This window comes from Noviherbaspirillum cavernae (assembly GCF_003590875.1).
In the GTDB taxonomy this organism is placed as follows: domain Bacteria; phylum Pseudomonadota; class Gammaproteobacteria; order Burkholderiales; family Burkholderiaceae_D; genus Noviherbaspirillum; species Noviherbaspirillum cavernae.
On record NZ_QYUN01000002.1, the window covers coordinates 3,679,330 to 3,704,913 of the forward strand.

The window sequence follows — 25,584 nt, forward strand, 5'->3', positions numbered from 1 at the left end:
TTCAGGCGGCTTGCGCCGCCGGGATCAGGGGTTTGTAACTGAAGCGTAACTCCTGCGGATAAGGAAACACGTCTTCGATATGGCCGTCCAGGATTCGCTGTCTGGCGTTTTGCCAGTACTGCGGGGTAAGCAGGTCGGCATGGTGTTTCATGAAATATTTTCTGACGTCCGGATTGCCGAGCAGGAAAGTACCGAGCTGCTCGGGAAACACGTCGTTCTTCGCGACCGGATACCAGGGCTCGCTAGCCAATTCATCCTCTTCGTGGCGCGGCGCGGGGATCGCGCGGAAATTGCAATTGGTGATGTATTCGATTTCATCATAGTCGTAGAACACCACACGGCCATAACGGGTGACGCCGAAATTTTTATACAGCATGTCGCCCGGAAAGATGTTGACGCCGACCATGTCCTTGATCGCATTGCCGTACTCGACGATGCCGTGTTCGACGGCGGCACGGTCGCCGCGCCTTTCCGCCTCCATCAGCCAGATGTTCAAGGGCATCATGCGGCGTTCGATGTAGAGGTGCTTGATGATGATTTCATCGCCGTCCTCCTCGACGATCGAGGGCGCGACTTCCTTCAACTCCGCCAGCAATTCATCGGCGAAGCGCGAACGCGGAAAGGCGACGTTGGAATACTCCAGCGTGTCGGCCATGCGTCCCACACGGTCGTGGTTTTTCACCAGCAGGTATTTTTCCTTGACCAGTGCGCGCGTCGTTTCCTTCGGCAGCGGGAAATGGTCCTTGATCACCTTGAACACATACGGGAAGGACGGCAGCGCAAACACCACCATCACCAGCCCGCGAATGCCGGGCGCGTTTTCGAAGCAGTCGGAGGAATGCCGCAGGTGATGCAGGAAGTCGCGGTAGAACGCCGCCTTGCCCAGCTTCTGCAAGCCGAGGATCGTGTAGATTTCGCTGCGCGGCTTGTTGGGCAGCAGCGTGCGCAGGAATTGCACATAGGCCGACGGCACTTCCATATCGACCAGGAAATACGCCCGCGTGAAGGAAAACAGCACCGTGATCAATGTCGGGTCGAACAGCACCGTATCCAGCACCATCTCGCCCTTGCGGTTGTACAGGATCGGCACCACGAAGGGATAGATGCGGTTGCCGTTGATGCCCTTGCCGACCACGTAGGCGCCCTTGTTACGGTAGAACAGGCTGGCCAGCACCTGGATCTGATGATTCGGCTCCATCAGATCGTGCCCGAACATGCCTTGCAGACGCGCCTCGACATGACTCACGTCGCGCTCGAGATCGGCGAAGCGGCCCTGCAGCTGGAAATTGGTGATGATGCGCTTGAGCGTGTAGTGCAAGCCGTCCTTGGCCGGATAGTAGACGCGGTAGGTCGGCTGCAGCTCGTCCGGTTCGATGTATTCGGTGGAAACGGCCGGCCGCACGAAGATGAAATCGTTGTGGAAATAGGTGCGGTGCAGGATGTTGCAGCAGACCGAGTTGAAAAAGGTTTCCGCCAGCTCCGGCTGCTTGTGGTTGATCAGCAAGCCGATGTAATGCAGCTTGACCTCGCGCCACACTTCGTCGGTGAGATCGCCCTCGTCGTATTCGTCTTCGAGGAGGTGCACGCATTCCTGCACGCGCGCGTCGTAGAAGGCGATGCGCTCGCGCGCCCGCGTCTGCGCGGTCTTCCACTCGCGCTGCTCGAAATAGCGTTTCGCATCCTGGCTGGCTTCACGAAACAGGCGGTAATGCTTGTCGAAACCGTCGAGGATCGAGCGCGCGATGTCGAACGCGATCTGCGACGACAGCAGCTTGGGAAAGGCGGCGCGCATGTTCATAGGTCGAATCGGGTTTTCCATGCCGCCAGTTTAGCGAAGTCGACGCCGATGCCGCCGCACACCACGATCATGGGCCGCTGGAACGCCGCCAGTTCCGGCAGATTCTGGTAGGCAACCGCCAGCGCCGCGCCACAGGCCGGCTCGACCAGCACGCGCATGTCGTCGGCGAATCGCAGGCAGGCATCGACCGCCTGCGCGTCCGTCACCGTGACGCTGCGCACGTCGTGTTTGCGGGTCCAGTCGAACGCCGCCTGCGCCACGCGCTTGGCGCCGAGCGTGGTGGCAATCGAGCTGATCGCGGGCAGCGTGACCAGTGCGTCGGCCTGGATCGCGGCGTGCAGCGAGGCCGCACCCTCGGTTTCGGCAGCGATCACCGGCACATGGGCGAGGCCGTTGCGATGCAGGCCCTGCAGCACGCCGCACAGCAGGCCGCCGCCGCCGACCGAGCAGATGACGACATCGAACGGCGTCTGCGCGGCATTGGCCTGCGCCACCGCTTCGTCGATCAGGGTGGCGTTGCCGTCCCAGATATCGGGATGGTCGAACGGCGGCACGTAAACCGCACGCGGGTTCATGCACAGCCGCAAGGCTTCTTCATTGGAGTCATCCCACACGTCGCCGTGCACGATCACTTCCGCGCCGATGGCGCGAATCTGCTGCCGCACCGATTCATGCGTGGTATGCGGCACCACGATCGTGGTGTGCACACCGAGCGCCGCGCCGGCCACCGCCGCCGCAAAACCGGCATTGCCGCCGGACGGACAGACCAGATGCTGCGCGCCGTTGACAACCGCGCGCTGGCACATCGCACCGATGCCGCGCAGCTTGAAGGAACCTGCCGGTTGCAGGCTCTCCATCTTGAGCGACACATGCTTGTCCAGCGTCGCGGAAAGCGAAGGATGGACCAGCAGCGGGGTGGTGATGTGCAGCGGTGTCATCGATGATTGCATTGAATGATTGCAGTTCGAAAGGGAAATTTTCTTGTCGCAGGATGACGATAGCGCCGCCCTCATGCCGCGCCATCACTGCCTCGGCAACACCGCCATCGTCCCGGTGAGTTTGCTGATCAAGGTCTGCCTGTCACCGTCGAGCGCATAGACTTCCGATTCGACCACCTGGAAATTGCGGCCGGGCTTCAGCACCTGGGCGCGGCAGCGCAGCGATTCGCCCGCACCCGGACGCAGCAGATGCAGCTTGAACTCGACCGTCAGGATGTATTGCTGTTCCGGCGTGATCGAAATGGCGGCCGCACCAGCCGTGTGATCGGCCATCGTGCTCTGCACGCCGGCGTGGACGATGCCGGTGTGCTGCAGATGGCGCGGTTGGATGCGCAGTGCCGACTCGCACCAGCCGGGACCGAAATCGACCAGCTCGATGCCGATGTCGGTGACGAAGGCGGCTTGCGCAAAGGCCTGCTCGACGGCGCTGCGGTAATGCGGGTTGGGCGATTCCAGTGGCATGCGATATCTCCGTGCGCGCGGGCCGGTGCCGCTACTTCGTTTCCGCGAACAGTTCGCGCCCGATCAGCATGCGGCGAATCTCGCTGGTGCCGGCGCCGATCTCGTACAGCTTCGCATCGCGCCACAGGCGGCCGGTCGGATATTCGTTGATGTAGCCGTTGCCGCCCAGCGCCTGGATCGCCTCGCCCGCCATCCAGGTGGCCTTCTCGGCGGAATACAGGATCGCGCCCGCCGCATCCTTGCGCAAGGCGCGCACCGCTTCCGGCGTCCTCGCACGGTCGCAGGCCTGGCCGACCGCATAGACATAAGCCTTGCAGGCCATCATGGTGGAATACATGTCGGCAAGCTTGCCTTGCATCAATTGAAACTCGCCGATCGGCTGGCCGAACTGCTTGCGGTCATGCACATAAGGCACGACCGCATCCATGCAGGCCTGCATGATGCCGAGCGGCCCGCCCGACAGCACGGTGCGCTCGAAATCAAGACCCGACATCAGCACGTTGACGCCCTTGCCCAGACCGCCGAGCACGTTTTCCGCCGGCACTTCGCAATCCTGGAACACCAGTTCGCCAGTGTGCGAGCCGCGCATGCCGAGCTTGTCGAGCTTTTGCGCAACGGAAAATCCCTTGAAATTCTTTTCGATCAGGAAGGCGGTCATGCCGCGCGGACCGGCTTCGATGTCGTTCTTGGCATACACCACCAGCACGTCGGCATCGGGGCCGTTGGTGATCCACATCTTGGTGCCGTTCAGCACCCAGCGATCGCCCTTCCAGTCGGCGCGCAGCTTCATGTTGACGACATCCGATCCCGCGCCCGGCTCGGACATCGCGAGCGCGCCGACGTAGTCGCCGGAAACCAGCTTCGGCAGGTATTTCGCCTTCTGTTCGGGCGTGCCGTTGCGCTTGATCTGGTTCACGCACAGGTTGGAATGCGCACCGTAGGACAGCCCGACCGAGGCCGAGGCGCGCGAGATTTCCTCCATCGCAACAATGTGCGCAAGATAGCCCATCGCGGTGCCGCCGTATTCCTCGTCCACCGTGACGCCGAGCAGGCCGAGGTCGCCCATCTTCTTCCACAAGTCCATCGGGAACTGGTCACTGCGGTCGATTTCGGCGGCGCGCGGCGCGATTTCCGCCTGCGCGAATTGCTGCACGGTTTCGCGCAGCGCGGCGATGTCCTCGCCGTGATCAAAGGTCAAGCCGGGCAAGTGGATCATGTCATCCTCACGTTTTCAGAATCGGGAAACTGCAGGAAAACTGCAAGGCGGCCGCACCGGCCGCCGCCGCAAAATCATACCTTCAATTGACGTTAACGTAAACGTCAATCATTCGCACCAAAACGCACCGGAAGGCGGCATCAGGCGACGTCCTTCACACGCCGCGCGGCGGCTTTCTTCGCCGGCGTCTTTGCCGCCTTGTCGCCGTTCAACAGACGCCGGCATTCCGCCTCGTGCGCCGTGATGTCCGCCAGCGTCGCCTCGAGGTCTTCGCGCTGCCGCTCCAGCGTCTCGCGATGCAGCGCCAGCACCGCCTGGAAGCGCTTCAATTGTGCCGCCGTGTCGCGCGGCGACTCGTACATATCGACCAGACTCTTGATTTCCAGCAGGGACAGGCCGAGCCGCTTGCCACGCAACGTCAGCTTCAGGCGCGTGCGCTCACGCGCGCTGTAGACGCGGGTGCGACCGCCCGCGCCTTCGCGCTTCGGACTCAGCAAGCCCTGATCCTCGTAGAAGCGGATCGCGCGCGGTGTGACGTCGAATTCTCGCGCCAGTTCGGTGATGGTATAGGTCGGCATGATGACGGGATTTGTCTGCGCCGGCAGCGGCAGGCGTTTATGTTTAGAATGTTGTGACGACAGTTAACGTTAACGTCAAACATATTGTAGGCGCGTGCGCCGCAAATGTGAATCTCTCAACTTGCCAAGAGAACATGCGCCGATGAATCCGCTGGAATCCCAACTCGAATACGTTTTCGGCGACACGCTGCCCGAGCCGGGCGCCGTGCATGAAGTTGCGCCGGGTATCTACTGGCTGCGCATGGGCCTGCCGTTCGCGCTGAACCATATCAACCTGTGGCTGCTGCGCGATGAAGTCCGCACCGATGCCGGCACACAACAAGGCTGGACCGTGGTCGATTGCGGCATTGCCAGCGATGCCACGCGCGCCGCGTGGGAAACCATTTTCGAGAAGGAATTGCAGGGCCTGCCCATCCTGCGCGTGATCGCCACCCATTGCCATCCCGATCACGTCGGACTGGCGGACTGGCTGTGCACGCGCTGGAACGCTCCGCTGTGGATGACCACCGGCGACTACGGCTTCGCGCGCATGATGTCGGCGGCGCTGCCCGGCGTCGACGGCACGGCGATGCTGCCGCATTTCCAGCGCCACGGCCTGACGGATCCGGCAATCGAGGAACGCCTCGCCGAACGCCGCAGCTACTACCCGACGCTGGTGCCGGCCGTGCCGGCGGCGTATCGCCGCATGCAGGACGAGCAGCGCTTTCGCATCGGCAAACACGACTGGCGCGTGATCACCGGCTTCGGTCATTCGCCGGAACATGCCTCGCTGTACTGCGCCGATCTGAAGCTGCTGATTTCGGGTGACATGGTGCTGCCGCGCATCTCGACCAATGTGTCGGTGTTCGCGGTCGAGCCGGAAGCCAATCCGGTGCAGCAGTATCTCGATTCGCTGGAAAAATATCGCGACCTGCCGGACGACACGCTGGTGCTGCCCTCGCACGGCAAGCCCTTCCGCGGCCTGCACACGCGCATCACGCAGCTGAACGATCACCATCGCGAACGGCTGGCGGAAGTGGTCGAGGCGTGCGCGACGCCGCAATCGGCGGCCGACATCGTGCCGATCATGTTCCGTCGCGCGCTCGATGCGCACCAGCTCACCTTCGCCATGGGCGAGGCGCTGGCGCATCTGCACAAGCTGTGGTTCGACGGCGTGCTGACGCGCGCCACCGGCGACGACGGCATCGTCCGCTTCAAGACCGCCTGACCGATCCGATACCGCGCCGCTTCGCGCATGCGATCGGCGCAATCACCGCCGCCGCCATCATGAACGACGCCTCATCCGCCACCGTTGTCCGTCCCGCCGCCCCCGCCGTGGCGGCATCGGTCTACATCAAGCTGGTGTTCGTCGCGCTGTTCTGGGGCGGCACCTTCATCGCCGGCCGCGTCGTCGCGCAGGCGGTGCCGCACATGATCGCGGCCACCGGGCGCTTCGCGGTGGCCTGCGCACTGCTGCTGCCGCTGGCGTACAAGCTGGAAGGCGGTCTGCCGCGCCTGAACCGCTCGCAGGTACTCGCGACCTTCGCGCTGGGCGCGACCGGCATCTTCATCTACAACATCTGTTTCTTCGCCGCATTGTCGCGCATGGAGGCAGGACGCACCGCGCTGTTCGTCGCGCTCAACCCGGTCGTCACCGCCCTGGCGCTGGCGCTGTTCTTCCGCGAACGACTGAGCGCGCGCAAATGGTTCGGCATCGCGATTGCCTTCGTCGGCGCGGCCGTGATCATCACGCGCGGCGACCTCGCAGGCGCGATGCATGACATTTCGCAATCGGTCGGCGTGGGCGAGCTGCTGATGTTCTGCGCCATTTCGGGCTGGGCCGCGTACACCATCATCGGCCGCCATGCGTTGAAGGGCCTGTCGCCGATCGCCGCGACCACGTATGCGTCGCTGTGGGGCGTATTGCTGCTGGGCGGCGGCGCGCTCTTCGAGCTGCCCGCGCTGGATGCGCGCAGTTTCACGTGGCAGGTGAGCGCTGCCATCATCTATCTCGGCGCATTCGGCACCGTGATCGGCTTCATCTGGTATTACGAAGGCGTGAAGGCGATCGGCCCCGCGCGCACCGCCGTCTTCAACAATCTGGTGCCGGTCTTCGGCATCACGCTCGGCGCGCTGCTGTTGCACGAACCCATCCTGCTGTCGATGGTTGCCGGCGGCGTGCTGGTGGTCATCGGCGTGACATTGACCAACCGCTGATGCGGTCACGGCACCGATGCGCCATGGCACGTGCCGTGGCGCATCGGTGCCGTCACAATGTCGTCCCTTTATTTCGCGTCCCCATGACAAAAATCACCGCTGGCGGGGCCTGCGCCATTGCTTTTCGCCGCAGCGGTTCTAAATCTATATCAAGGACATGAACAGTTACGCGCTGTAACTGTTTGGGGCTTTATAGGCGCGGGCTTTCTTGCAATAATCCGACAATTATTCCTCACACTTTCGGTCACAGTGATTTCTGTGCAACAACAACCAGCATGATGACCATATGGAATAATGCCCAGCGATGAATCCATCCATTGAACGCGAAGGCTTCAGCGAACGCCTGCAGCAGGCGCTGCGAAACGCCGACTATTCACCCGACAGCCCGACCCAGCTGGCGCGGGAATTCAACGTCCGCTTCGAGGGCCGGCCGATCACCGTGCACGCCGCCCGCAAGTGGCTGGTGGGCGAAGCGATCCCGACCCAGGAAAAGCTGCGCGCACTAGCGCAATGGCTGGCGGTGCCGGCCGAGTGGCTGCGCTTCGGCGGTGCCGAAGCCGAAGCGGCGACACATGCAGCGGGCAGCGGCTCGCGCTACGAAGCTGCCGATGTCAAGCTGCTGGCCGACCTGCAACGCCTCGACGAACACCATCAGATGATCGCCCGCGAATTTCTCCGTATGCTGGTACGGATCAACCGCAAGAAGTGACTCTGCCGCAGCCGCCCGCTGCATCTCCCGCACGCACCTTCGCGCACCTTCGCGCACCTTCGTCATCCGGCTTCGCCCAGCGCGAGCCGCCGCATGTAACGCAATCCCGCAATCGCCCTGCTGCCGTACCACGATGTCATTTCGCCGTCGATGAGCTGCACCGGCTTGCCGATCTGCCGCTCCAGCGCATCGGCGTGCGCCTCGGTGAAACGATAGGGCTCGCTCGACAGCAGCACGCCGTCGATCGCGTGCACCAGTTCGTCCGACCATGCGAATTGCGGATAGCGCACGTCCGCTGCGGACGGCGGCGCAGCGCTCCAGCATTGCCAGCCGATCTGCGCCAGCATGCGGGCGATGTAGGTGTCGCGCGACACCGTCATCCACGGGTCTTGCCAGATGCAGTACAGCATGGTCTGCGGCCGCCGCTGCGACTGCCGCAGCAGCGCGTCCAGCGCCATCTGTTCGCGCGCAAATTCCGCGCACAGCGCCTCGGCCTTTTCCTGCGCGCCGAAGATGTCGCCAAAGAGGCGAAACAGGCCCGGGTTGTCAGCGGGCGCCAGCGGATGCGTGACGATAATGTGCGGGATGAATCCGGCCAGCGCATCGACGGTCGGCTTCTCGTTCTCGTCGATGTTGACGACCAGATGCGTCGGTGCGAGCCGGCGGATCTTCTCGATATTGACCGCCTTGGTGCCGCCGACTTTCGGAATCGACTGCACCATCTCGGCCGGATGGATGCAGAAACCGGTGCGGCCGACCAGCCGGTGCGCGAGCCCGAGATCGCACAGCAGCTCGGTCAGCGACGGCACCAGCGACACGATGCGCGGCGTTGCGTGCGGTGCGACGGCCTGGTGTTCCTGACCGATGGCATCGATGAGTGTCATGCCTGCGCTTGCCGTTTCTTGTGCGGCGCTTTCGAGAACGCGAAGTCGTACAGCGGGTTCGGCAACATGCGCAGCAGCTTGGCGACCACGCCCATCTGCCACGGAATCACCCGGTAGCTGACACCCGCATCGATCGCCGCCACCGCCTGCGCCGCGAAGCGCTCGACCGCCATCAGGAAGGGCATCGGGTAGGAGTTGACCTGCGTCATCGGCGTGTCGATGTAGCCCGGCGCGATGGTGACGACCTTGATCCCGCTGGCGCGCAGTTCCACGCGCAGCGATTCGCAATAGCTGATCACGGCGGCCTTCGATGCGCTGTACGCCTCCGCGCCCGGCAGACCGCGGATGCCGGCCACACTGCCGATGCCGACCAGACGGCAGGCGCGGCTGCCGGCCTGCGACTGCGCCTTCATCGCGGCGATGAAAGGGCCGAAGGTCGCCACCGTGGCCGACACGTTGGTTGCCAGAATGCGCTCGAACGCGGCGAGATCCTCCGCGTACTCGGTCAACGTGCCCTGCGAAATGCCGGCATTGGCGATCACCACGTCGGCCCCGCCCGCTGCCGCGATGAAGTCCTGCGCCGCTGCGGCCAGCGCCGCATGGTCGGTGACGTCGAGCGCATAGATGCGATGCCGCTCCGGATGCGGCAGGCGCGCGCGCAACTCCTCCAGCAGCGGCTGCCGCCGCGCCACCAGGCCCAGCATCGCGCCCTGTTCCGCATAACGTTGCGCCAGCGCGGCGCCGATACCGCTCGATGCGCCGGTGATGAATACTCGTTTCATGGAAGTCCCTGGAAAATTCATTGGTCAGCAGAATGTGAAATCGCCACACTGTCATTCCGGGCGCAGCGAGGAATGACACGGCAAGGCGGCATCAACCGCCCCAAACAAAAAAGTCCGTCCTCTTGCGAGCGACGGACTTCGTGACAGGTGCCGTGCGGCTTATTTCGCCTTCTTCGGTGCTTCCGTACCCTTGTCCTTGGCGGCGCGGGCCACCAGCCAGTCCATCACTTGCAGCGTGCCGGTGTGCAGCGCGTCTTCCGATGCGCCCTTCATGCCGGCGCCGACGATCGACGGCGAGGTGAGGTAGCGGCCGTCGATCGCGATCAGCGGCACGCCATCGACCTGGTAGGCGGTCTGCAGCTGCGCGGCGCGGCGCGCCTTGCTCTGGATGCCGAAGGAGTTGTAGACGTCGAGGAACTTCTGCTTGTCCACGCCCTGCTTGACGATCCACTCGGTGATCGCGGCGTCGGTGTCGAGCTGGCGGCGCTCCTTGTGGATCGTGTCGAACACCTTCTTGTGCAGCTCGTCAAGCTTGCCCATCGCTTCCAGCGTGTAGAACAGCTTCTGCTGCGGCACGAAGGAATCACGGAAGGCAACCGGCACGCGCTTGAACACGATGTTGTCACCCTGCTTTTTGACCCACTCGACCAGCGAAGGCTCGATCGCGTTGCAATGCGGGCAGGCATACCAGAAGAACTCGGTGACCTCGATCTTCTTGCCGGAGTCGGTCTGCTGCTCCTTGTCGAGCGTGCGGTAATCGACGCCGTTCTGCGGACTGGCCGGCGATGCGCCTGCCGTGATGGCCACCAGGGAAAGGCTCAATGCAGCCAATGCATGTTGAAGAAAACGCATGAGATTCCTTTTCAAACTATCAATGTTGTTTCGCAATGCGCACCACTGCCGCATCCACGCCATTATCCGACAATTTGCCGCGCACCCGGTTCACCGCCTCCAGCTGCACGAACGGGCCGACCCGCACGCGGTACAGGATGCCGTTTTCGGATTGCCTTTCGGACACGCGCGCCTCGACGCCCATCAAGGCCAGCTTGGCGCGGGCATTCTCGGCATCGGTCGATTCGCGGAACGCGCCGGCCTGCAGGTAGTAGGCCCACTTGTCGTCCGCGCTCTCGCTCTTGATGGCGATTTCCTTGATCGGGTCCTTCGCTTCCGTCGCCTTGACGTCAGCAGTCTTGATCTCGGCCTTTTTCGGTTTGTCACCGGCCGCTGCTTCGGCTGTCGCGGGTTTGACCTCGGGTTTTTTCTCGACAGCCGGTGCTGGCTGCTCGCTGCTGTCCGCTTCCTTGATTTCCCTGGGAGCAGCCTTCGCCGCCTTGCCGTACAACGGCTTGTTGGGATCGGCAGACTGGCTGGCGGTGGGCCCCGCCTTTTCCTGCCGCGCCACCTTGTTGGTGAATGGCATCGGCGATTTCGTGATCGCCATCGCGACCGCCAATGCGATTCCGAGCCCGATGATCAGACCGATGATGATGCCGAGGATGGTTCCGCCGCGCTGCTTGTTGATGTGATTGTGCATACTCCCCGATGACTCCCTTGCTACCTTGTTTTTATATCCTGATTTACATCCTCGATGGCGCCGATACGCCGATCAGCGCCAAACCGTTGCGCAACACCTGGCGCGTCGCGACCAGCAGGGCCAGACGCGCCAGCCTGACGGCTTCGTCATCGACCAGGAAGCGCTCCGCATTGTAGTAACTGTGCAGCTCGCCCGCCAGATCGCGCAGATAGAACGCTACCTGATGCGGCCCGAGTTCGTCGAGGGATTTCTGCAGCATCTCCGGGTACTCGGCCAGTTTTGCCAACAGTGCCGCTTCGCGCGGTGAGGTCAGCGGCGACAGGTCGACCGCGTTCAGCGTGTTCTCGTCGCCGCCCCATTGCGCCAGCACCGAGCAGATGCGCGCGTGCGCGTACTGCACGTAGTAGACCGGGTTCTCGTCCGATTGCGACAATGCCAGATCGACATCAAACACGAACTCGGTATCGGCCTTGCGCGAGATGAGGAAGAAGCGCACCGCGTCGCGGCCGCGCGTCAGGTCGCGCGAACCGTCCGTCGCAGTCGCATCGCCCGCCGACCATTCGATCAAATCGCGCACCGTGACATAGGAACCGGCGCGCTTGGAAATCTTCACTTCCTCGCCGTTCTTCATCACCGTCACCATTTTGTGCAGCACGTAGTCGGGATAGCCCTGCGGGATGCCGATGCCGACCGCCTGCAGGCCGGCGCGCACGCGCGCGATGGTGCCGTGGTGATCGCTGCCCTGCACGTTGATCACCTTGCCGAAGTCGCGCTGCCACTTGGTGACGTGATAGGCAACGTCCGGCACGAAGTAGGTGTAGGTGCCGTCGGACTTCTTCATCACGCGGTCTTTGTCGTCACCGTACTCGGTGGTGCGCAGCCACAGCGCACCTTCCTGCTCGTAAGTCTTGCCGGCCTTGATCAGGGCATCGACGGCAGCGGTCACCTTGCCCTCGGTGTACAGCGAGGATTCCAGATAATAGTTGTCGAACTTGACACCGAAGGCTTGCAAATCGAGATCCTGTTCGCGGCGCAGATAGGTGACGGCGAATTTGCGGATCGACTCGATATCATCGACGTTGCCGCTGGCGGTCACGGGCGCGCCGTCACTGGCGGCCACGGTTTTCTTCGCGAGGAAGTCGGCCGCGATGTCGGCGATGTAGTCGCCGTTGTAGGCTGCTTCCGGCCAGCCTGCATCGCCCGGCTTCAAGCCCCTGGCGCGCGCCTGCACCGAGATCGCGAGATTGCCGATCTGCACACCGGCATCGTTGTAATAGAACTCGCGCGTGACGTCATACCCTTGCGATTCCAGCAAGGCCGACAGCGCATCGCCGAGCGCGCCCTGCCGGCCGTGGCCGACGTGCAGCGGGCCGGTCGGATTGGCGGAAACGAATTCGACCAGCACTTTCTTTCCGGCGCCCGCCTGGTTCTTGCCGTATTGATCAGCTTCCTGCAGCACCGCCTTGACCACGGCCTGTTTGGCCGCCACCGCGAGGCGCAGGTTGATGAAGCCGGGACCGGCGATATCGATCGATTCGACCAAGCCTTCGCGCGCCGGATTGGCGAGCACGGCGACGACCAGCGCCTGCGCCAGTTCGCGCGGATTCTTTTTCAGCGGCTTGGCGAGCTGCATCGCGATGTTGCACGCGACGTCGCCATGCGAAGGATCGCGCGGACGCTCCAGCGCGACGTTGGGTTGCACTTCCGTTCCGGTGACGATGGGCGCGAGCGCGGCCTGGAACAGGTCGATAATCTGTTGTTTTTGCGATGCGAGCATGGAATTCGATGTGCGGGCAGAGGTGCCCGTGAAAGTTTGCCGAGAGAGGTGATTATACCGGTCACCTGCGCGGTCACCTGCGCCTGATCGGGGCGCGGACGGATCGGATGCCGACCGGGAAAATCGTTGTCTTCAGGCCAACTTATCGCGGCAATATGTATCGAGAAACCGCTGCATCTGGAAGGCATCCGGTTCCCACGGAGCATCCGCCAACTGCGCGGTGTCGAGATAGATGTAGGTATCGGCGGCAAGGGTTTCGCCGCCTGCCAGCCTGACCTGCAGCACGTCGCGCCGGTAGGGCGTGCCTTCGAAGATATCGAGCGCGGCGACGTCGTCCGGCGTCACATCGAAATACACCACGCCTGCGACCGTTTGTCCGGGCGCGGTCACCATGCCGGGGTAGGTTTCGCCGCGAATCGCGAAACGCGCATGGTCCGGCGCGACAGCCTGCGTCGAGCGGTATTTGCCGCGCACCACCTTTTCCCAGACTTCCGGGAACATCAGCGAACCGTAGGTGAAGATATTGCTGCTCATGCCAGTCGAAGAACGATTTCGATCCGGCAATTCTAATGCGGCTTGCCTAATGCGGCTTGCGGCCTTCCGTCGGCGCTTCAGAACGACTTCGCATAGCGCATCGCCAGCAACCGTTCGGCGGCCACACCTTCGAGGTTGTTCGGATTGCGCCGCACCAGCAGCGTGAAGCGCAGCGAGGCGTCCTGCGCCAGCGGCATCTGATAATTCAATTCGGTGCGCAGCTCGCGCACCACCGGCACCATCGAGAAGCGCGCACGTTCGCGCGTTTGCGCGCCGTCGGCATCGACGCCGGACAGCACATCGAGCACCAGCTGGCCGGCATAGGTGCGCAAGGGCTGCGACAGCGACAGGCTGAGGCGGTCGCCGGCGGCGATGCGGTCGGAGGCGACCAGCGCCAGCGTGAATGCATTGGTGCGCGCGGCCGTCACTTCCGCGATCAGGCTGCTGCCGTTGACGCTACCCGGCGTCACGCCGTATGAAGCCTGGCCCGCGAGCGCGAGGCCGGGTGCGAGCAGCAATGCGCCGGTCAGCTGCAGCGAACTGGTGGCCGCGCCGGGGCCGAGCGCCAGCGCGCCGCTCGATTGCGCGCCGAGGTAGGCGTTCGATTCGTTGGTGCGGGCGAACGACACGGCGAGTGCCGCATCGCCGAAGGATTGCGATACCTCGATCAGGGCCGAGGCGGCTTTCGGCAGCGGCTGGAACGAGGCGGCCGGCATCCAGGCAAACGGGATCGGCCCTGGCTGCGAGGCGAGCGCCTGGTTCACGCCCGAACTCAGCACGCCGAACTTCACCCTGAGGCCGCCCGCCTGCTGCGCGATGGCGGCGTAGGCAGCGTCCGGCACCAGCGAGAAATACGGATTGGCCAGGGCCGGCACCATGTGGAATGCCGCCGCTTCGCGCAACTGCATGCCGCCGGCACCGAAGTAGTTCGCTGCCATGCCGCCGATGCCGAACGCGGTTTCGCGCCCCGCGGCATTGCCGGAAACGAAGGAGAACGCGGCCAGCCGTGTGCGCTGCTCCTGATCGGCATTGCGCTGCCAGGCCGACGCGCCGCGATCCCAGGCGACCGTCACGGTCGAGCCGTCGGCCAGCACGTGATTGGCCACCTCGATGCGGCTGTCCATGCTGCCGAAGGCCTGTTCCAGCGTCAGTGCGGCCGGCTTCGAAACGGTGGTGGCGAGATCGACGCTGTAGTCGCGCCGGAAATCGTCCAGCCCGATCGCGCGCAAGTTGCCGGAGGCGGCAAGCTGCCACAGCCGGCTGGTGGCGGCCGAGGGTTGCACCGCCGTCGCCAGCAGCCTGATGCTCCGGCCGTTGAAGCTGGTGGTGACGACGTCGCCGATCGGCTGCAAGGCCTTTTCGACATTCAGCAAGCCGCGTCCGTAGACGGCATCGATGCCGGGCGCGCCAAGATCGGTCGCGGTGAGAAACAGGATGTCGGCCACCTGATCGGCGCGCAATGCCGGCCACAGCTGCTTGACCAGCGCCGCCGCGCCGCTGACGACCGGCGTCGCCATCGAGGTGCCGCTCATGATGGCGTACCGGCCGTCGGCAGCGGACGAGTAGATGTTGACGCCGGGCGCGACGAGGAACCACGCGGCGGCGTCGCCGGCGCGATTGGAAAACGAGGCGATGCGGTTGTCGGCATCGACCGCGCCGACCGCGATGATCTGGTTGTTGGCCCAGGCTTCCCTGGCGAAGCGCGCCGGCCAGCCGGGATGGGCCGCGCCTTCGTTGCCTGCGGCGATCACCATCAGCAGGCCGCCGCGCACCGCTTCCTGCAGCGCGCCCGGATCGTAGCGACTGTTCGCGCCGAGGCTGATGTTGGCGATGGCGGCCTTGCCGATCGCATAGCGCAGGCCCTTGTCGAGCGCGGCGGTGGTGCCGCTGCCGCCGTCGGCCAGCACCTTGATCGGCAGCAGCCGCGCATCGTACGCCACGCCGAACATGCCGCCGCCGCCGTCGTTTCCGCGACTTGCGCCGAGGATGCCGGCGACATGCGTGCCGTGGCCCAGCACGTCGGCAACATCGGCTGAACCATTGAAGGCGTTGTAGCCCTGCACCAGCTTGCCGACCCCGGCGAACTCGGCGTGTGCGGCGTTGATGCCGCTGTCCAGCACCGCGATGGTGACGCCGCTGCCGCCGAGCGCGCGACTGTAAGCGTAGTCGGCGTTGATGTGGCCGATCGCCGGCAGCGCATCGCTGCGTTCGGGATCGAGCGCAGCAATTGCCAGGAAATGATTTTGTGTCGTGTGAAGCGCGCCACCCGGCGCGGGGGAAGTGTCATCCGCAAGCGCAGTACCGGCGGCGGCGGCCGTCACCGCCAAGGCAAAGAGGCTCGGCGGGAGGACTCTCGGGGAAAACATGAAACGCCTTTTCTCGGTATCTGCAACGGGGGAAATGATCGAGAAAGGGCCGCGCTGCGCCTGAAACCAGGATGGCGGCTCCGCTGACTGGCAGCGCGCGCCTCATCGTTTCATCGCGTGCGCCCTGCAGTCCGGTGGCTTTGCGTCCCCGCCTCGCGGCGGGTTTGCCCTTGCATCTGCTCCGGAGCGCACGACGAAATGCTTCGTCGGACACTCCAGCATGTTTGCATTCTGCATTGATTCAAAATGCCTGCAAAATTTTTCGATGCCGGCTGCAAACCCGCGTGGCTGCTGCGCTACAGGCGATAGCAGCATGACAATTGAAGTGCAAAAAGCACAATGGATCGTGCGTGATGTTCAGGTGTGATGTTCAGGCGAGCAGTTGCGTGCGGCTGGCGCGCAGCACGGTCACCACATCGGTCACCGGATCGATGCGCCACGACTTCAGGAAGCCCTGCTCCACCAGCAGGTCGAGCGCCTTCTTCAAGCCGTTGCGAAAGTGATAGAGCTGCTGCGCGGACGAGCCGCACAGGCCCTTGAGCGTCTCCACCTTGTAGCCGAACGGCTCGCGATGGGTGAAGTAGAAACCGTGCAGCCACTTCGCCAGCGGCGAACGCAACTTCAGGCGCTGGCGCCAGTCGAGCTGGGTGTAGGCATCCGCGCCGAACAGCGAGATCAACTTCGGATTGAGCCGCACCTTCCACTGCCGGTCGGTTTCATCCTTGAAGGTGAATTCCTGCACCAGCGTACCGCCATAGCCACGCTTGCCGGAACCGGCGTCGAAGCGGATCTCGACCGCGTTCGCGGTCAGGCGCAGGATGCACAGCCGCAGCCGCTCGTAGGACGGTGACGAGGTCGGCCAGCCCATCGACTTCAGCATCGAGTACGCGGTGAACGAGACTTCATGCCCCAGTGGCTGGCTGCGGGCGAGGTGCACGAGGTTCAGGAACACGTCTTCGTCGTCCTGCCGCAATTCCTCGCCGGTGTAATAGATTTCCACGCCCTTGACGGAAGTGATCGGGCGCTCCTTCAGATGCTGGCGCGGCTCGTTCTGGCGCGCCACCGAAAACAGGGCCGAGCGCGCCAGCGGATTGGGCAGGCCGCGCACCTGGTTTTCCCACAGCGGCAGCTGGATGATGTTGAGCGCCTCGGTGACATCACCGGGCAAGGTGTCCGGCCCGCCGCCAAAGCCCAGCTGGCCCTGCGCGGCAGCGACCTTTCTTTTGCTGGCGAGGGTTTCCTCGATTCTCTGCAACGCGTCGGTAAGGGGCTTGTGATGGATGGCGTGGGCTGGCATGGCGCGTTCGGGAAGGTTTTCGGGCGTGATTGACTGTTGACCTAAGGTAACACGGCGATACTCGTCTTTCGAGCGTGGAGACACATCGCTTCAGCGTGGAAACACGTCTTTCGAGCGTGGGCGAAGGAGGCGAAAAAGTCGCGCCACAGGCATGTGCACGCGTTTGTCGAGCGTGGAATCGGGCGGCTTTCCGGGGTTTCGGCGCGTGCACGCGTATTTCGAGCGTGACATCGCCGACCGAAAAGCGAACGGCAGAGCTTCGGCTGCGGCACATCGCCGCCGTTTATCGTTTCCCAAGCGTGGTTTCAGTGAGCAAAAACGGCTGGAATGCATGTGCGGCAACCCATCGTCTTTCCAGCGAGGCGAGAGACTGCCTGAAAAGCCGCCACATATGCAGGTTCGGGGCTGAAAATGCTGCATTGACACGTATTTCGAGCGTGGGATGGCACGCAGTGACGTATTTCCAGCGTGGGTCACCACCGCGATGGCAGCGAAATTGTCGTATTTCGAGCGAGGCAAACCGCGAAATCGGTGCAACTCATGTCTTTTTATTACCGAAAGTGCGGTTCAAAACCCGCAAAGCCATCGTTTTTCACGCGTGGGGACGTGCCGTTTCCCCAGCGTGGATGCGCGTTTGTCCAGCGAGAGGGGCACGTCGCCGGAGCGCGGAACGGCACGTATGCCGAGCGCGGCGCTGCCGTTTCCCGAGCGAGCGGCATTGCAGAAAATCACAATGAATTCAATGAGTTGGACGCGATTTTTCAACGCCTAATCGGTTTTTAATCTTTCTCTAATTCCGCCGATTCCACGCTTGAAGAACGATAGAGGAGCATGGAGGACCATCGGCCGGCAGCACCAACCGATGGCCTTGCGCCTAGCCCTGCCTCAGACCTTGGGCGCGGCCAGCACGCCGAACAGGGCTTCCATCGCCATGCCGATACCAAGCAGCTTCTTGTCGCTGCCCACCGGGCCGTCGATTTCCATCCCGACCGGCAGTCCTGCCGGCGTCAGGCCGGCAGGCAGCGACAGGCCGGGCACACCGGCGTTGCTGCCGGGGTCGGTGTTCCGGATGAAGGTGCCGAATTCATCGAGCGGCGCGCCGCCGTTGATGGAGACGGTGGACGAGCCCTTGACCGCGTCGATCGGGACCGCCGGCAGCGGCGTGGTCGGGAAGAAGATGGCATCGACGGTATTGGCGCTGAAGTAGTTGTCGTACATGGTGCGCAACGCGGGCCGGTGGACATTGATCGCGTCCGGATAGGCGGCGGCGAACGCATCGCCCATGATCGCGCCGAATGCGCCCTTCACGTCCGGGCTGGCGACCTGGGCGGCGATATCGGCCAGCGTGATGCCCGTCACGCCGCTGGCCTGCAGCCAGGCCGGGATGTCGGCGATCGGTTCGTGCAGCGCGATCGGGAACGACATCTTGTCGTTCAGCGTCATCACGCCGGCCATGTCGACGTTGACGAAGACCACGCCGGCCGCCGCCAGCTTCGTCTTCGCGCTTTCCATGACGGCGGCGACATCCTTGTCTAGGTTTTGCCAGAAGGCGGCGGGGATGCCCAGGCGCAGTCCCTTCAGCGATACGGTGGTCGCCTGCGCACTGCGCGTGATGACGGCATCGAGCAGGGCGACATCCGCCACGGTCCGGCCCATCGGTCCGACGGTGTCGCGGGTGTGACTGATCGGCGCCACGCCGGCACCGCTGTAACGGCGTTCGGCACCGCCGTTCCCGACCGAAGGACGCAGGCCGACGATGCCGGTCAGCGCGGCGGGGACGCGCGAGGAGCCGCCGGTATCGGTACCGAGTCCGGCCGGCACGATGCGAGCGGAAATCGCGGCAGCGGTGCCGCCCGAGGAGCCGCCGGGAATCAGCGCGGCGTTGTAGGGATTCTTCACCGCGCCGGCGAAGGGCGAGAAATTGGTGCTGGTGATGCCGAAGGCGAGCTCGTGCATGTTGGCCTTGCCGATAATGATCGCGCCGGCATCGAGCAGTGCCTGCAGGGTCGGCGCGTTGGCATTCGGGGTGAAGTTCTTCAGCGCCGGCGTGCCCGCCGTGGTCGGCAGATCCTTCGTGTTGATATTGTCCTTGACCACAATCGGCATGCCGGCCAGCGCCGGCAGTGTCTGGCCGGCGGCGCGCATCGCATCGATGCGTTTGGCGGCCTCCAGGGCGGCGCTCGCGTTGAGCGTGATGATCGTGTTCAGGCTGCTCAGCGCGCGGGCGCGGTCGAGTGCTGTCGTGATGTACTGGACGGCCGTCAACCGCCCTGCAGAGATGGACTTGATCGCGTCGGATGCCGACAAGGCAAGCTGCTCTTGTGTTGTCATCGGGTCAGTGCCTCCTCCGCCGCATGCGGTCAAAAATCCGCCACAGACAGGCATCGCGGCGATCCCTGCGGTGGTCTTCAAGAATTGGCGACGATCGAATTTTTTTGTTGTCTCCACGATGGTGCTCCGTTGGTAAGGTTGAATGCCGAAAAGGCAATTCATCCTGACACAAGGGATTGCGGAGCAATATCCTCATTATTGAGGACACGGATCGAATGCGGGAATCGAATACGGGTGTCACGGCCGCAGCATCCGCGATCAAATCGCGCTCAGGGCCGCTTGTCGGCCAGCCGCTGTATCAGTTGCGTGCGGCTGTGCACGCCGAGCTTGTCGAAGATGCGCGACAGGTGCGTTCTGACGGTCGAGAATTCGATGCCCAGCTGCTGCGCGATGGCCTTGTCGCACATGCCGCTGCATACGCATTGCGCGATGGCCTGTTCGCGGCGGGACAGCGTGCTTGCCGAAGCGGAATGGGGAATTTGTGCCGGAATTTGTGTCGGCACTTGCGCGCGGCGGGCGCGCGCCCGCTTCAGCGCCGAGGTGAAGACCGGCTGCACGATCGCCAGGATCGCCAGTGTCGTGCGGTCGAAACCGTCGCGCCGCCGGCCGCGCCAGATGCGCATGTCGCCGATGTTGTCGTCGCCATCGTAGGCGTACAGGTTGACACCGTGGTGCAGGCCGTCGCGCGCGAGGAAGTCGTTGAAGAATTCGGTCTTCATCAATTCCGCCTGCGGCATGACCTGCGCGACCAGCGTCGGCAGCCGGCGCTTTTGCAGCTCATGCGTGATCGGATCGTGGAACTGGTAATAGCGTTCGTAGGCCGACAGGTTGTCGAGGCTCATGTTGATCGACACCGTATCGGAGAACGAGCGGGCGGCGGCGTCCCACGAGAAAGAGGCGTAGTAATCCGCTTTCAGCAGGCGCAGCAATTGCTCGCCGACATGGACGCGGATTTCCCGTTCCGAGCAGTCCTGGCCCAGCCAGTTGACCAGTTCTCCAAGCGAAGCAGCCTCTTTTGTTGTGAGATTCATGGCGACTCCCGATTCCGGAAATTCTGCACAAAACCCTGGTTACTGCGTTCTCCGGGAGCGGTCGCTCCCGCTGTTCAGGCCGCCTTTTTCGCCAGGCCCAGATACGTATCGATCACCTTCGAGTCATTCGCCAGTTGCGATGCCGGCCCTTCCAGCCCGACACTGCCGGTTTCCAGCACGTAGGCGTAATCGGCCACCTGCAGCGCGGCGCGCGCATTCTGCTCGACCAGCAGGATCGCGACGCCGGTTTCTTTCAGGCGCACGATGATGTGGAAGATTTCCTTGACGATGCGCGGCGCGAGGCCGAGGCTGGGTTCGTCCAGCATCAGCAGTTGCGGCTTGGCCATCAGGGCGCGGCCGACGGCGAGCATCTGGCGCTCGCCGCCCGACAGCGTACCGGCATCCTGCTTGCGCCGTTCCTTCAGGCGCGGGAACAGCTCGAACACGACGTCGAGCTGGTCTGCATAATTTTTTTCGCGCGCGCGGTAGCGGCGGTAGCTGCCCAGCAGCAGGTTGTCCTCCACCGTCATGGTGGAAAACAGTTCGCGCTTTTCCGGCACCAGGCACATGCCGCGTGCGACCCGCGCCTCGACCGGGACGCTGGCGACGTCCTCGCCCAGCAGCGAGACGCTGCCGCGCATGGTGCCGGTGGTCGGCAAGGCGTCGGCGATGGCGTTGAGCATGGTCGACTTGCCGGCGCCGTTGGGGCCGATCACGGTCACGATCTGGCCGGCGCCGACCTTCAGGTTCACGCCATGCAGCGCCTCGACCTTGCCGTAGGCCACATGCAGGTCCTTCACTTCGAGGATCGGCGTCGTCAGTGCATCCATCATGGGTTCCTTGATTATCATTCGATGCCTCCGAGATAGGCTTCCAGCACCGCTTCATCCTCCTGCACCTCGGTCGGCACACCCTCGGCGATCTTGGTGCCAAACTCCATCACGACCAGTCGGTCGGTCAGGTTCATCACGAAATCCATGTCGTGCTCGACCAGCAGGATGCTCATGCCTTCCGCGCGCAGCTTGCGCAACAGGTCGGCCAGCGCCTGCTTTTCCTTGTAGCGCAGGCCGGCTGCCGGCTCGTCCAGCAGCAGCAATGTCGGGTCGCAACACAGGGCGCGCGCGATTTCGAGAATGCGCTGCTGACCAAGCGCGAGACTGCCCGCTTCCTCATACAGCATATTGCCTAGGCCGACGCGTTCCAATTGCTTTTTCGCCTCGAACAGCAGGACCTGTTCTTCCTTGCGGTTCCAGCGGGCAATGCTGGCGCCGATGCCGTTGACGTCGTTGTACGTGCCGCGCAGATGCGCGCCGATCGCGACATTTTCCAGCACCGTCATGGTGGGCATCAGCTTCACGTGCTGGAAGGTGCGCGCGATGCCGTGCCGCACGATGCTGCGCGAAGGCAAGCCATCGATGCGCTGCAGCTGGTTGCCGACGCGGAAGCGAACTTCGCCCGAGGTCAGCGGCAGCACGCCGGTCACCAGATTGAACATGGTCGATTTGCCCGCGCCGTTGGGGCCGATCAGGCCCATGATTTCGCCGGCCTTGACGTCGAAGCTGATGTTATTGACCGCGACCAGGCCGCCGAACTCCTTGCGCGCCTTGTCGATCTGCAACACCGTTTCGCCCGCTGCGTGCTTGCTGCGCATCGGCAGCGCATCGGCAGATTCCGGCGCGCTGACCTGCCGCTTCTGCGGCAGCCACTTGCGCACGAATGGCCACAGGCCGTCGCGCGCATATTGCAGCAGCACCACCAGCATCACGCCGAACACGATGACTTCGAAGTTGCCGTTCGCGCCCAGCAATTTTGGCAGAACCACCTGCAACTGATCCTTGAGCAGGGTCAGCAGCGTTGCACCGAGAATCGCACCCCATACGTGGCCCGCACCGCCGACCACGGCCATGAACAGGTATTCGATGCCGGCGTTCAGACCGAACGGGGTCGGGTTGACCGCGCGCTGCATGTGCGCGTAGAGCCAGCCGGAAATGCAGGCCAGCACGGCTGCCATGACGAAGATCACGATCTTCATCCACGCCGTGTTGACACCCATCGCTTCGGCCATCACGCCGCCGCCCTTCAGGGCGCGGATCGCACGTCCCGGCCTCGAGTTGAGCAGATTCTGGATCGCCACCACCGCAAGGATCACGACCAGCCAGATCAGGCCATACATTTCACGTCCGGTATTGAGCGTGAGGTCGAAGATGCTGATCGGCGGGATACCGCTGATGCCGTCGTACTTGCCGAGGAATTCCAGGTTGCCGAACAGGTAGAACAGCGACAGGCCCCAGGCGATCGTGCCCAGCGGCAGGAAGTGTCCCGACAGCCGCATCGTGATCGCGCCGATGAAGAAGGCCGCGCCGGCGGTGATGACGATGCCGACCAGCAAGCCAAGCCAGGGCGAGAGGCCGAATTGCGTGCTCAGATATGCGGTCGCGTAGGCACCGAGGCCGACGAAGGCCGCCTGGCCGAAGGAGGTGAGGCCGCCGACGCCGGTCAGCAGCACCAGTCCGAGCGCGACGATCGAATAGAGGCCGATGTAGTTGGCCAGCGTGATCCAGAATTCCGGCGTCGGCAGGATCGGCAGCAGCGCAACGGCGGCGATGAAGATCAGGAAGAACTTGTTCATCATTCCTCTCCTTCATCGACATGCTTCGATGTCAGCGAGCGCCACAGCAGCACCGGGATGATGAGCGTAAACACGATGACTTCCTTCAATGCACTGGCCCAGAACGAGGAAAAGGATTCGAGCAGGCCGACCAGGATCGCGCCGGCGGCGGCGATCGGATAGCTGGCAAGCCCGCCGATGATGGCACCGACGAAGCCCTTCAGGCCGATCAGGAAACCGCTGTCGTAATACACGGTGGTCAGCGGCGCGATCAGCACGCCGCACAGCGCACCCATCGCGGCTGCCAGCGTGAAGGCGAGACGCCCCGCCTGCGTGGTGCCGATGCCGACCAGGCGCGCGCCGAGTCGGTTGACGGCGGTGGCGCGCAAGGCCTTGCCGGACAGCGCACGCTCGAAATACAGGTAGAGGCCGACGATCAGCACGATGGAGACGCCGACGATGACGATGCTCTGGCCCGAAATCGCCAGCTGGCCGATCTCGATGCGAGCGTCGGAGAACGGCGTGGTGCGCGATCCTTCCGCACCGAACATCACGAGGCCCAGGCCCATCAGCGCGAAATGCACGCCGACCGCGACGATCAGCAATACCAGCGTGGTGGCTTCGGCCAGCGGCTGGAAGGCGAGGCGGTAGACCATCGGTCCCATCGGCACCACGATGATCAGGGTCAGCAGCACCTGCAGCACCATCGGCAGGCCCGACACCGCGAACGTGCTGGCGGTGGCAAATACCGCGATCGGGAACAGCACGAATTTCGCGAAGGCGAGCGCGATGCTGCGCGGCGCGCGGCGGCGGCTCTCGGCGGAGCGCAGCACGGCCAGCGTTTCCTGCACGAAGACGAGGATGCCCAGCGCCACCAGCAGCGTCGCGGTATGGGGAAACTTGTCGGACTGCATGGCCGCGAGCGTCAACGCGCCGAACGCGACGAATTCGCCCTGCGGAATGAAGATGACGCGCGTGACGGAAAACACCAGCACCAGGGCCAGCGCGAGCAGCGCGTAGATGGCGCCGCTGGTGGTGCCATCCTGCGCAAGGATGGCGGCAATTGATAAATCCATTCTAAGTCTCGGTAAGGAAGGGTATGCAGGGCAGCGAGAGCGGGAGGTGTTCCGTCTCGCGCACTTCAGATCACACCAAAGTGCTCACATCGCGTCGCCAGGCTCCTTCCCCTGCAAGGGGGAAGGTCGGGATGGGGCTAGGGTCTTCGAACAGGCGCAAAGGCCGGTCGAGCACCCTACCCCCACCCTGGCCCTCCCCCTTGCAAGGGGGAGGGAACCGGACAGCGCACAACGTTCATCAGGCTCCGATACAAGCCAGTCCGGCTCAGTCCGCCGAGCCCGCCAGTTTCCACTTGCCGTTGACGACCTGCACCATCACGCGCGAACGCTGGTCGAGGCCGAGGTGGTCGGTCGGGCCCATGTTGAAGATGCCGTGCGATGCGGGGAGGTTCTTCACGTTCTCCAGTGCATCGCGCAGCGCGGCGCGGAACTCCTTGGTGCCGGGCTGGCCCTTCTTCAGCGCCTCGGGGATGGCTGCGGACAGCAGCACGCCGGTATCCCAGGCGTGGCCGCCGAAGGTGGACACGCTGCCCGCGCCGTTCGCCTTTTCATAGGCGGTCTTGTAGGCCATCGCCGATTTCTTGACCGGGTTGGAATCCGGCAGTTGCTCGGCCACCAGCAGCGGACCGGACGGCAGCAGCGTGCCTTCGCAATCCTTGCCGCACACGCGCAGGAAGTCGTTGTTCGCCACGCCGTGCGTCTGGTAGATCTTGCCCTTGTAGCCGCGTTCCTTCAGCGTCTTCTGCGGCAATGCGGCCGGCGTGCCGGAACCGGCGATCAGCACCGCGTCCGGATTGGCCGACATGATCTTCAGGATCTGGCCGGTGACCGAGGTATCGGTGCGGGCGAAACGCTCGTTGGCGATCATCTGGATCTTGCGCACTTCGGCCAGCTTGGAGAATTCGCGGAACCAGCCTTCGCCGTAGGCGTCGTTGAAGCCGATGAAGGCAACCGTCTTGACGCCGGCGTCGGCCATGTGGCCGGTAATCGCGGTCGACATGTGCGAATCGTTCTGCGGTGTCTTGAAGACCCAGCGGCGGCGCGCATCGACCGGCGACACGATCGCGGCGGAGGCGGCCATCGAGATCATCGGCGTTTCCGATTCCACCGCGACGTCGATCATCGCCAGCGAGTTCGGCGTGACGGTCGAACCGACGATCACATCGACCTTGTCTTCGGCCACCATCTTGCGGGTGTTCTTGACGGCGGTGGTGGTGTCGGAGGCGTCGTCGAGCACGATGTACTCGACCGTCTTGCCGCCGATCTGCTTCGGCAGCAGCGCGAAGGTGTTCTTCTCCGGGATGCCGAGCGAGGCCGCCGGTCCGGTCGCCGATACCGTCACGCCCACCTTGATCTGGGCAACTGCTGTACCGGACGTAGCGGCAAATGCCGCGCACACCATGGCCG

Annotated in this window: 23 protein-coding genes and 1 riboswitch; of the genes, 4 read left to right on the forward strand and 19 right to left on the reverse strand. The window is 63.7% G+C overall.

What is annotated here, in order from left to right; all coding sequences use genetic code 11:
* Position 1 precedes the first annotated feature (1 nt).
* From aceK to D3870_RS17335, 5 genes are all read right to left on the reverse strand, one after another.
* Entirely contained in the window at positions 2 to 1,792 is a 1,791-nt protein-coding gene (gene aceK, locus D3870_RS17315; RefSeq protein WP_119742294.1) for a bifunctional isocitrate dehydrogenase kinase/phosphatase, read from the reverse strand.
* A 2-nt stretch (positions 1,793 to 1,794) separates the two neighbouring features.
* A complete protein-coding gene (locus D3870_RS17320; RefSeq protein ID WP_119742296.1) occupies positions 1,795 to 2,736 on the reverse strand; it encodes a pyridoxal-phosphate dependent enzyme in 942 nt (313 codons plus the stop codon).
* A gap of 84 nt (positions 2,737 to 2,820) precedes the next feature.
* Positions 2,821 to 3,258, reverse strand: a complete 438-nt coding sequence (locus D3870_RS17325; RefSeq protein ID WP_119741037.1) for a PaaI family thioesterase — start codon at positions 3,256 to 3,258, stop codon at positions 2,821 to 2,823.
* Positions 3,259 to 3,289: 31 nt separating this feature from the next.
* Positions 3,290 to 4,474, reverse strand: coding sequence for an isovaleryl-CoA dehydrogenase (locus D3870_RS17330; protein WP_119741039.1), 1,185 nt, complete (start codon positions 4,472 to 4,474; stop codon positions 3,290 to 3,292).
* Positions 4,475 to 4,614: 140 nt separating this feature from the next.
* Positions 4,615 to 5,052, reverse strand: a complete 438-nt coding sequence (locus D3870_RS17335; RefSeq protein WP_119741041.1) for a MerR family transcriptional regulator — start codon at positions 5,050 to 5,052, stop codon at positions 4,615 to 4,617.
* 142 nt (positions 5,053 to 5,194) lie between these two features.
* Between D3870_RS17335 and D3870_RS17340 the strand changes: the two genes are divergently transcribed.
* The 3 genes from D3870_RS17340 (at position 5,195) to D3870_RS17350 (ending at position 7,957) form a co-directional block, all read left to right on the forward strand.
* Entirely contained in the window at positions 5,195 to 6,259 is a 1,065-nt protein-coding gene (locus D3870_RS17340; RefSeq protein ID WP_119741043.1) for an MBL fold metallo-hydrolase, read from the forward strand.
* A gap of 59 nt (positions 6,260 to 6,318) precedes the next feature.
* Positions 6,319 to 7,248, forward strand: coding sequence for a DMT family transporter (locus D3870_RS17345; RefSeq protein ID WP_119742298.1), 930 nt, complete (start codon positions 6,319 to 6,321; stop codon positions 7,246 to 7,248).
* A gap of 304 nt (positions 7,249 to 7,552) precedes the next feature.
* Positions 7,553 to 7,957, forward strand: coding sequence for a hypothetical protein (locus D3870_RS17350; protein WP_119741045.1), 405 nt, complete (start codon positions 7,553 to 7,555; stop codon positions 7,955 to 7,957).
* Between the two features lie 62 nt (positions 7,958 to 8,019).
* Here the strand turns inward: D3870_RS17350 and D3870_RS17355 are convergent, their stop codons facing one another.
* The 7 genes from D3870_RS17355 to D3870_RS17385 form a co-directional block, all read right to left on the reverse strand.
* Complete coding sequence (locus D3870_RS17355) at positions 8,020 to 8,841, reverse strand: helical backbone metal receptor (protein WP_119741047.1); 822 nt, start codon at positions 8,839 to 8,841, stop codon at positions 8,020 to 8,022.
* Positions 8,838 to 9,623 carry an SDR family oxidoreductase gene (locus D3870_RS17360; protein ID WP_199710692.1) on the reverse strand — a complete coding sequence of 262 codons (786 nt, stop codon included), beginning with the start codon at positions 9,621 to 9,623 and terminating at the stop codon, positions 8,838 to 8,840. The genes D3870_RS17355 and D3870_RS17360 overlap by 4 nt, the downstream gene beginning before the upstream one ends.
* A 159-nt stretch (positions 9,624 to 9,782) precedes the next feature.
* Positions 9,783 to 10,475: a thiol:disulfide interchange protein DsbA/DsbL gene (locus D3870_RS17365; RefSeq protein WP_119741051.1), complete on the reverse strand. Its 693-nt coding sequence runs from the start codon at positions 10,473 to 10,475 to the stop codon at positions 9,783 to 9,785.
* Between the two features lie 19 nt (positions 10,476 to 10,494).
* Complete coding sequence (locus tag D3870_RS17370; RefSeq protein ID WP_119741053.1) at positions 10,495 to 11,157, reverse strand: SPOR domain-containing protein; 663 nt, start codon at positions 11,155 to 11,157, stop codon at positions 10,495 to 10,497.
* A 43-nt stretch (positions 11,158 to 11,200) separates the two neighbouring features.
* The gene (argS, locus tag D3870_RS17375; protein ID WP_119741054.1) at positions 11,201 to 12,934 is read right to left on the reverse strand and encodes an arginine--tRNA ligase; all 1,734 of its coding nucleotides are present in this window, start codon (positions 12,932 to 12,934) and stop codon (positions 11,201 to 11,203) included.
* A gap of 132 nt (positions 12,935 to 13,066) precedes the next feature.
* Entirely contained in the window at positions 13,067 to 13,468 is a 402-nt protein-coding gene (locus tag D3870_RS17380; protein WP_119741056.1) for a gamma-glutamylcyclotransferase family protein, read from the reverse strand.
* A 77-nt stretch (positions 13,469 to 13,545) separates the two neighbouring features.
* Positions 13,546 to 15,834, reverse strand: a complete 2,289-nt coding sequence (locus tag D3870_RS17385) for a S8 family peptidase (protein WP_119741058.1) — start codon at positions 15,832 to 15,834, stop codon at positions 13,546 to 13,548.
* Between the two features lie 70 nt (positions 15,835 to 15,904).
* Positions 15,905 to 16,013: riboswitch (cyclic di-GMP riboswitch) on the reverse strand.
* Between the two features lie 41 nt (positions 16,014 to 16,054).
* Here D3870_RS17385 and D3870_RS22380 point away from each other — a divergent pair.
* Positions 16,055 to 16,201: a hypothetical protein gene (locus D3870_RS22380; RefSeq protein WP_158590495.1), complete on the forward strand. Its 147-nt coding sequence runs from the start codon at positions 16,055 to 16,057 to the stop codon at positions 16,199 to 16,201.
* 3 nt (positions 16,202 to 16,204) lie between these two features.
* Here D3870_RS22380 and trfA read toward each other — a convergent pair whose 3' ends face one another.
* The 7 genes from trfA to D3870_RS17420 form a co-directional block, all read right to left on the reverse strand.
* A complete protein-coding gene (trfA, locus tag D3870_RS17390; RefSeq protein ID WP_119741060.1) occupies positions 16,205 to 17,131 on the reverse strand; it encodes a plasmid replication initiator TrfA in 927 nt (308 codons plus the stop codon).
* An 885-nt stretch (positions 17,132 to 18,016) separates the two neighbouring features.
* Positions 18,017 to 19,462, reverse strand: a complete 1,446-nt coding sequence (iaaH, locus tag D3870_RS17395; RefSeq protein WP_119742300.1) for an indoleacetamide hydrolase — start codon at positions 19,460 to 19,462, stop codon at positions 18,017 to 18,019.
* Positions 19,463 to 19,731: 269 nt separating this feature from the next.
* Complete coding sequence (locus D3870_RS17400) at positions 19,732 to 20,493, reverse strand: helix-turn-helix transcriptional regulator (RefSeq protein WP_119741062.1); 762 nt, start codon at positions 20,491 to 20,493, stop codon at positions 19,732 to 19,734.
* Positions 20,494 to 20,567: 74 nt separating this feature from the next.
* A complete protein-coding gene (locus tag D3870_RS17405; RefSeq protein WP_242490018.1) occupies positions 20,568 to 21,344 on the reverse strand; it encodes an ABC transporter ATP-binding protein in 777 nt (258 codons plus the stop codon).
* A complete protein-coding gene (locus D3870_RS17410; protein ID WP_242490019.1) occupies positions 21,341 to 23,122 on the reverse strand; it encodes a branched-chain amino acid ABC transporter ATP-binding protein/permease in 1,782 nt (593 codons plus the stop codon). The genes D3870_RS17405 and D3870_RS17410 overlap by 4 nt, the downstream gene beginning before the upstream one ends.
* Entirely contained in the window at positions 23,122 to 24,177 is a 1,056-nt protein-coding gene (locus tag D3870_RS17415; RefSeq protein ID WP_119741065.1) for a branched-chain amino acid ABC transporter permease, read from the reverse strand. Before D3870_RS17415 ends, D3870_RS17410 begins: the two co-directional genes overlap by 1 nt.
* Positions 24,178 to 24,442: 265 nt before the next feature.
* Positions 24,443 to 25,579 (reverse strand): ABC transporter substrate-binding protein, encoded by a 1,137-nt coding sequence (locus D3870_RS17420; protein WP_242490092.1) that lies wholly within the window; start codon positions 25,577 to 25,579, stop codon positions 24,443 to 24,445.
* Positions 25,580 to 25,584: the final 5 nt, after the last annotated feature.

Excerpts from the sequence above, each read along its gene's own strand:
- aceK (WP_119742294.1), bottom strand. The coding sequence starts at position 1,792 with ATGCGCGCCGCCTTTCCCAAGCTGCTGTCGTCGCAGATCGCGTTCGAC.
- D3870_RS17320 (WP_119742296.1), bottom strand. The coding sequence starts at position 2,736 with ATGACACCGCTGCACATCACCACCCCGCTGCTGGTCCATCCTTCGCTT.
- D3870_RS17325 (WP_119741037.1), bottom strand. The coding sequence starts at position 3,258 with ATGCCACTGGAATCGCCCAACCCGCATTACCGCAGCGCCGTCGAGCAG.
- D3870_RS17330 (WP_119741039.1), bottom strand. The coding sequence starts at position 4,474 with ATGATCCACTTGCCCGGCTTGACCTTTGATCACGGCGAGGACATCGCC.
- D3870_RS17335 (WP_119741041.1), bottom strand. The coding sequence starts at position 5,052 with ATGCCGACCTATACCATCACCGAACTGGCGCGAGAATTCGACGTCACA.
- D3870_RS17340 (WP_119741043.1), top strand. The coding sequence starts at position 5,195 with ATGAATCCGCTGGAATCCCAACTCGAATACGTTTTCGGCGACACGCTG.
- D3870_RS17345 (WP_119742298.1), top strand. The coding sequence starts at position 6,319 with ATGAACGACGCCTCATCCGCCACCGTTGTCCGTCCCGCCGCCCCCGCC.
- D3870_RS17350 (WP_119741045.1), top strand. The coding sequence starts at position 7,553 with ATGAATCCATCCATTGAACGCGAAGGCTTCAGCGAACGCCTGCAGCAG.
- D3870_RS17355 (WP_119741047.1), bottom strand. The coding sequence starts at position 8,841 with ATGACACTCATCGATGCCATCGGTCAGGAACACCAGGCCGTCGCACCG.
- D3870_RS17360 (WP_199710692.1), bottom strand. The coding sequence starts at position 9,623 with ATGAAACGAGTATTCATCACCGGCGCATCGAGCGGTATCGGCGCCGCG.
- D3870_RS17365 (WP_119741051.1), bottom strand. The coding sequence starts at position 10,475 with ATGCGTTTTCTTCAACATGCATTGGCTGCATTGAGCCTTTCCCTGGTG.
- D3870_RS17370 (WP_119741053.1), bottom strand. The coding sequence starts at position 11,157 with ATGCACAATCACATCAACAAGCAGCGCGGCGGAACCATCCTCGGCATC.
- argS (WP_119741054.1), bottom strand. The coding sequence starts at position 12,934 with ATGCTCGCATCGCAAAAACAACAGATTATCGACCTGTTCCAGGCCGCG.
- D3870_RS17380 (WP_119741056.1), bottom strand. The coding sequence starts at position 13,468 with ATGAGCAGCAATATCTTCACCTACGGTTCGCTGATGTTCCCGGAAGTC.
- D3870_RS17385 (WP_119741058.1), bottom strand. The coding sequence starts at position 15,834 with ATGTTTTCCCCGAGAGTCCTCCCGCCGAGCCTCTTTGCCTTGGCGGTG.
- D3870_RS22380 (WP_158590495.1), top strand. The coding sequence starts at position 16,055 with ATGTTTGCATTCTGCATTGATTCAAAATGCCTGCAAAATTTTTCGATG.
- trfA (WP_119741060.1), bottom strand. The coding sequence starts at position 17,131 with ATGCCAGCCCACGCCATCCATCACAAGCCCCTTACCGACGCGTTGCAG.
- iaaH (WP_119742300.1), bottom strand. The coding sequence starts at position 19,462 with ATGACAACACAAGAGCAGCTTGCCTTGTCGGCATCCGACGCGATCAAG.
- D3870_RS17400 (WP_119741062.1), bottom strand. The coding sequence starts at position 20,493 with ATGAATCTCACAACAAAAGAGGCTGCTTCGCTTGGAGAACTGGTCAAC.
- D3870_RS17405 (WP_242490018.1), bottom strand. The coding sequence starts at position 21,344 with ATGATAATCAAGGAACCCATGATGGATGCACTGACGACGCCGATCCTC.
- D3870_RS17410 (WP_242490019.1), bottom strand. The coding sequence starts at position 23,122 with ATGAACAAGTTCTTCCTGATCTTCATCGCCGCCGTTGCGCTGCTGCCG.
- D3870_RS17415 (WP_119741065.1), bottom strand. The coding sequence starts at position 24,177 with ATGGATTTATCAATTGCCGCCATCCTTGCGCAGGATGGCACCACCAGC.
- D3870_RS17420 (WP_242490092.1), bottom strand. The coding sequence starts at position 25,579 with ATGGTGTGCGCGGCATTTGCCGCTACGTCCGGTACAGCAGTTGCCCAG.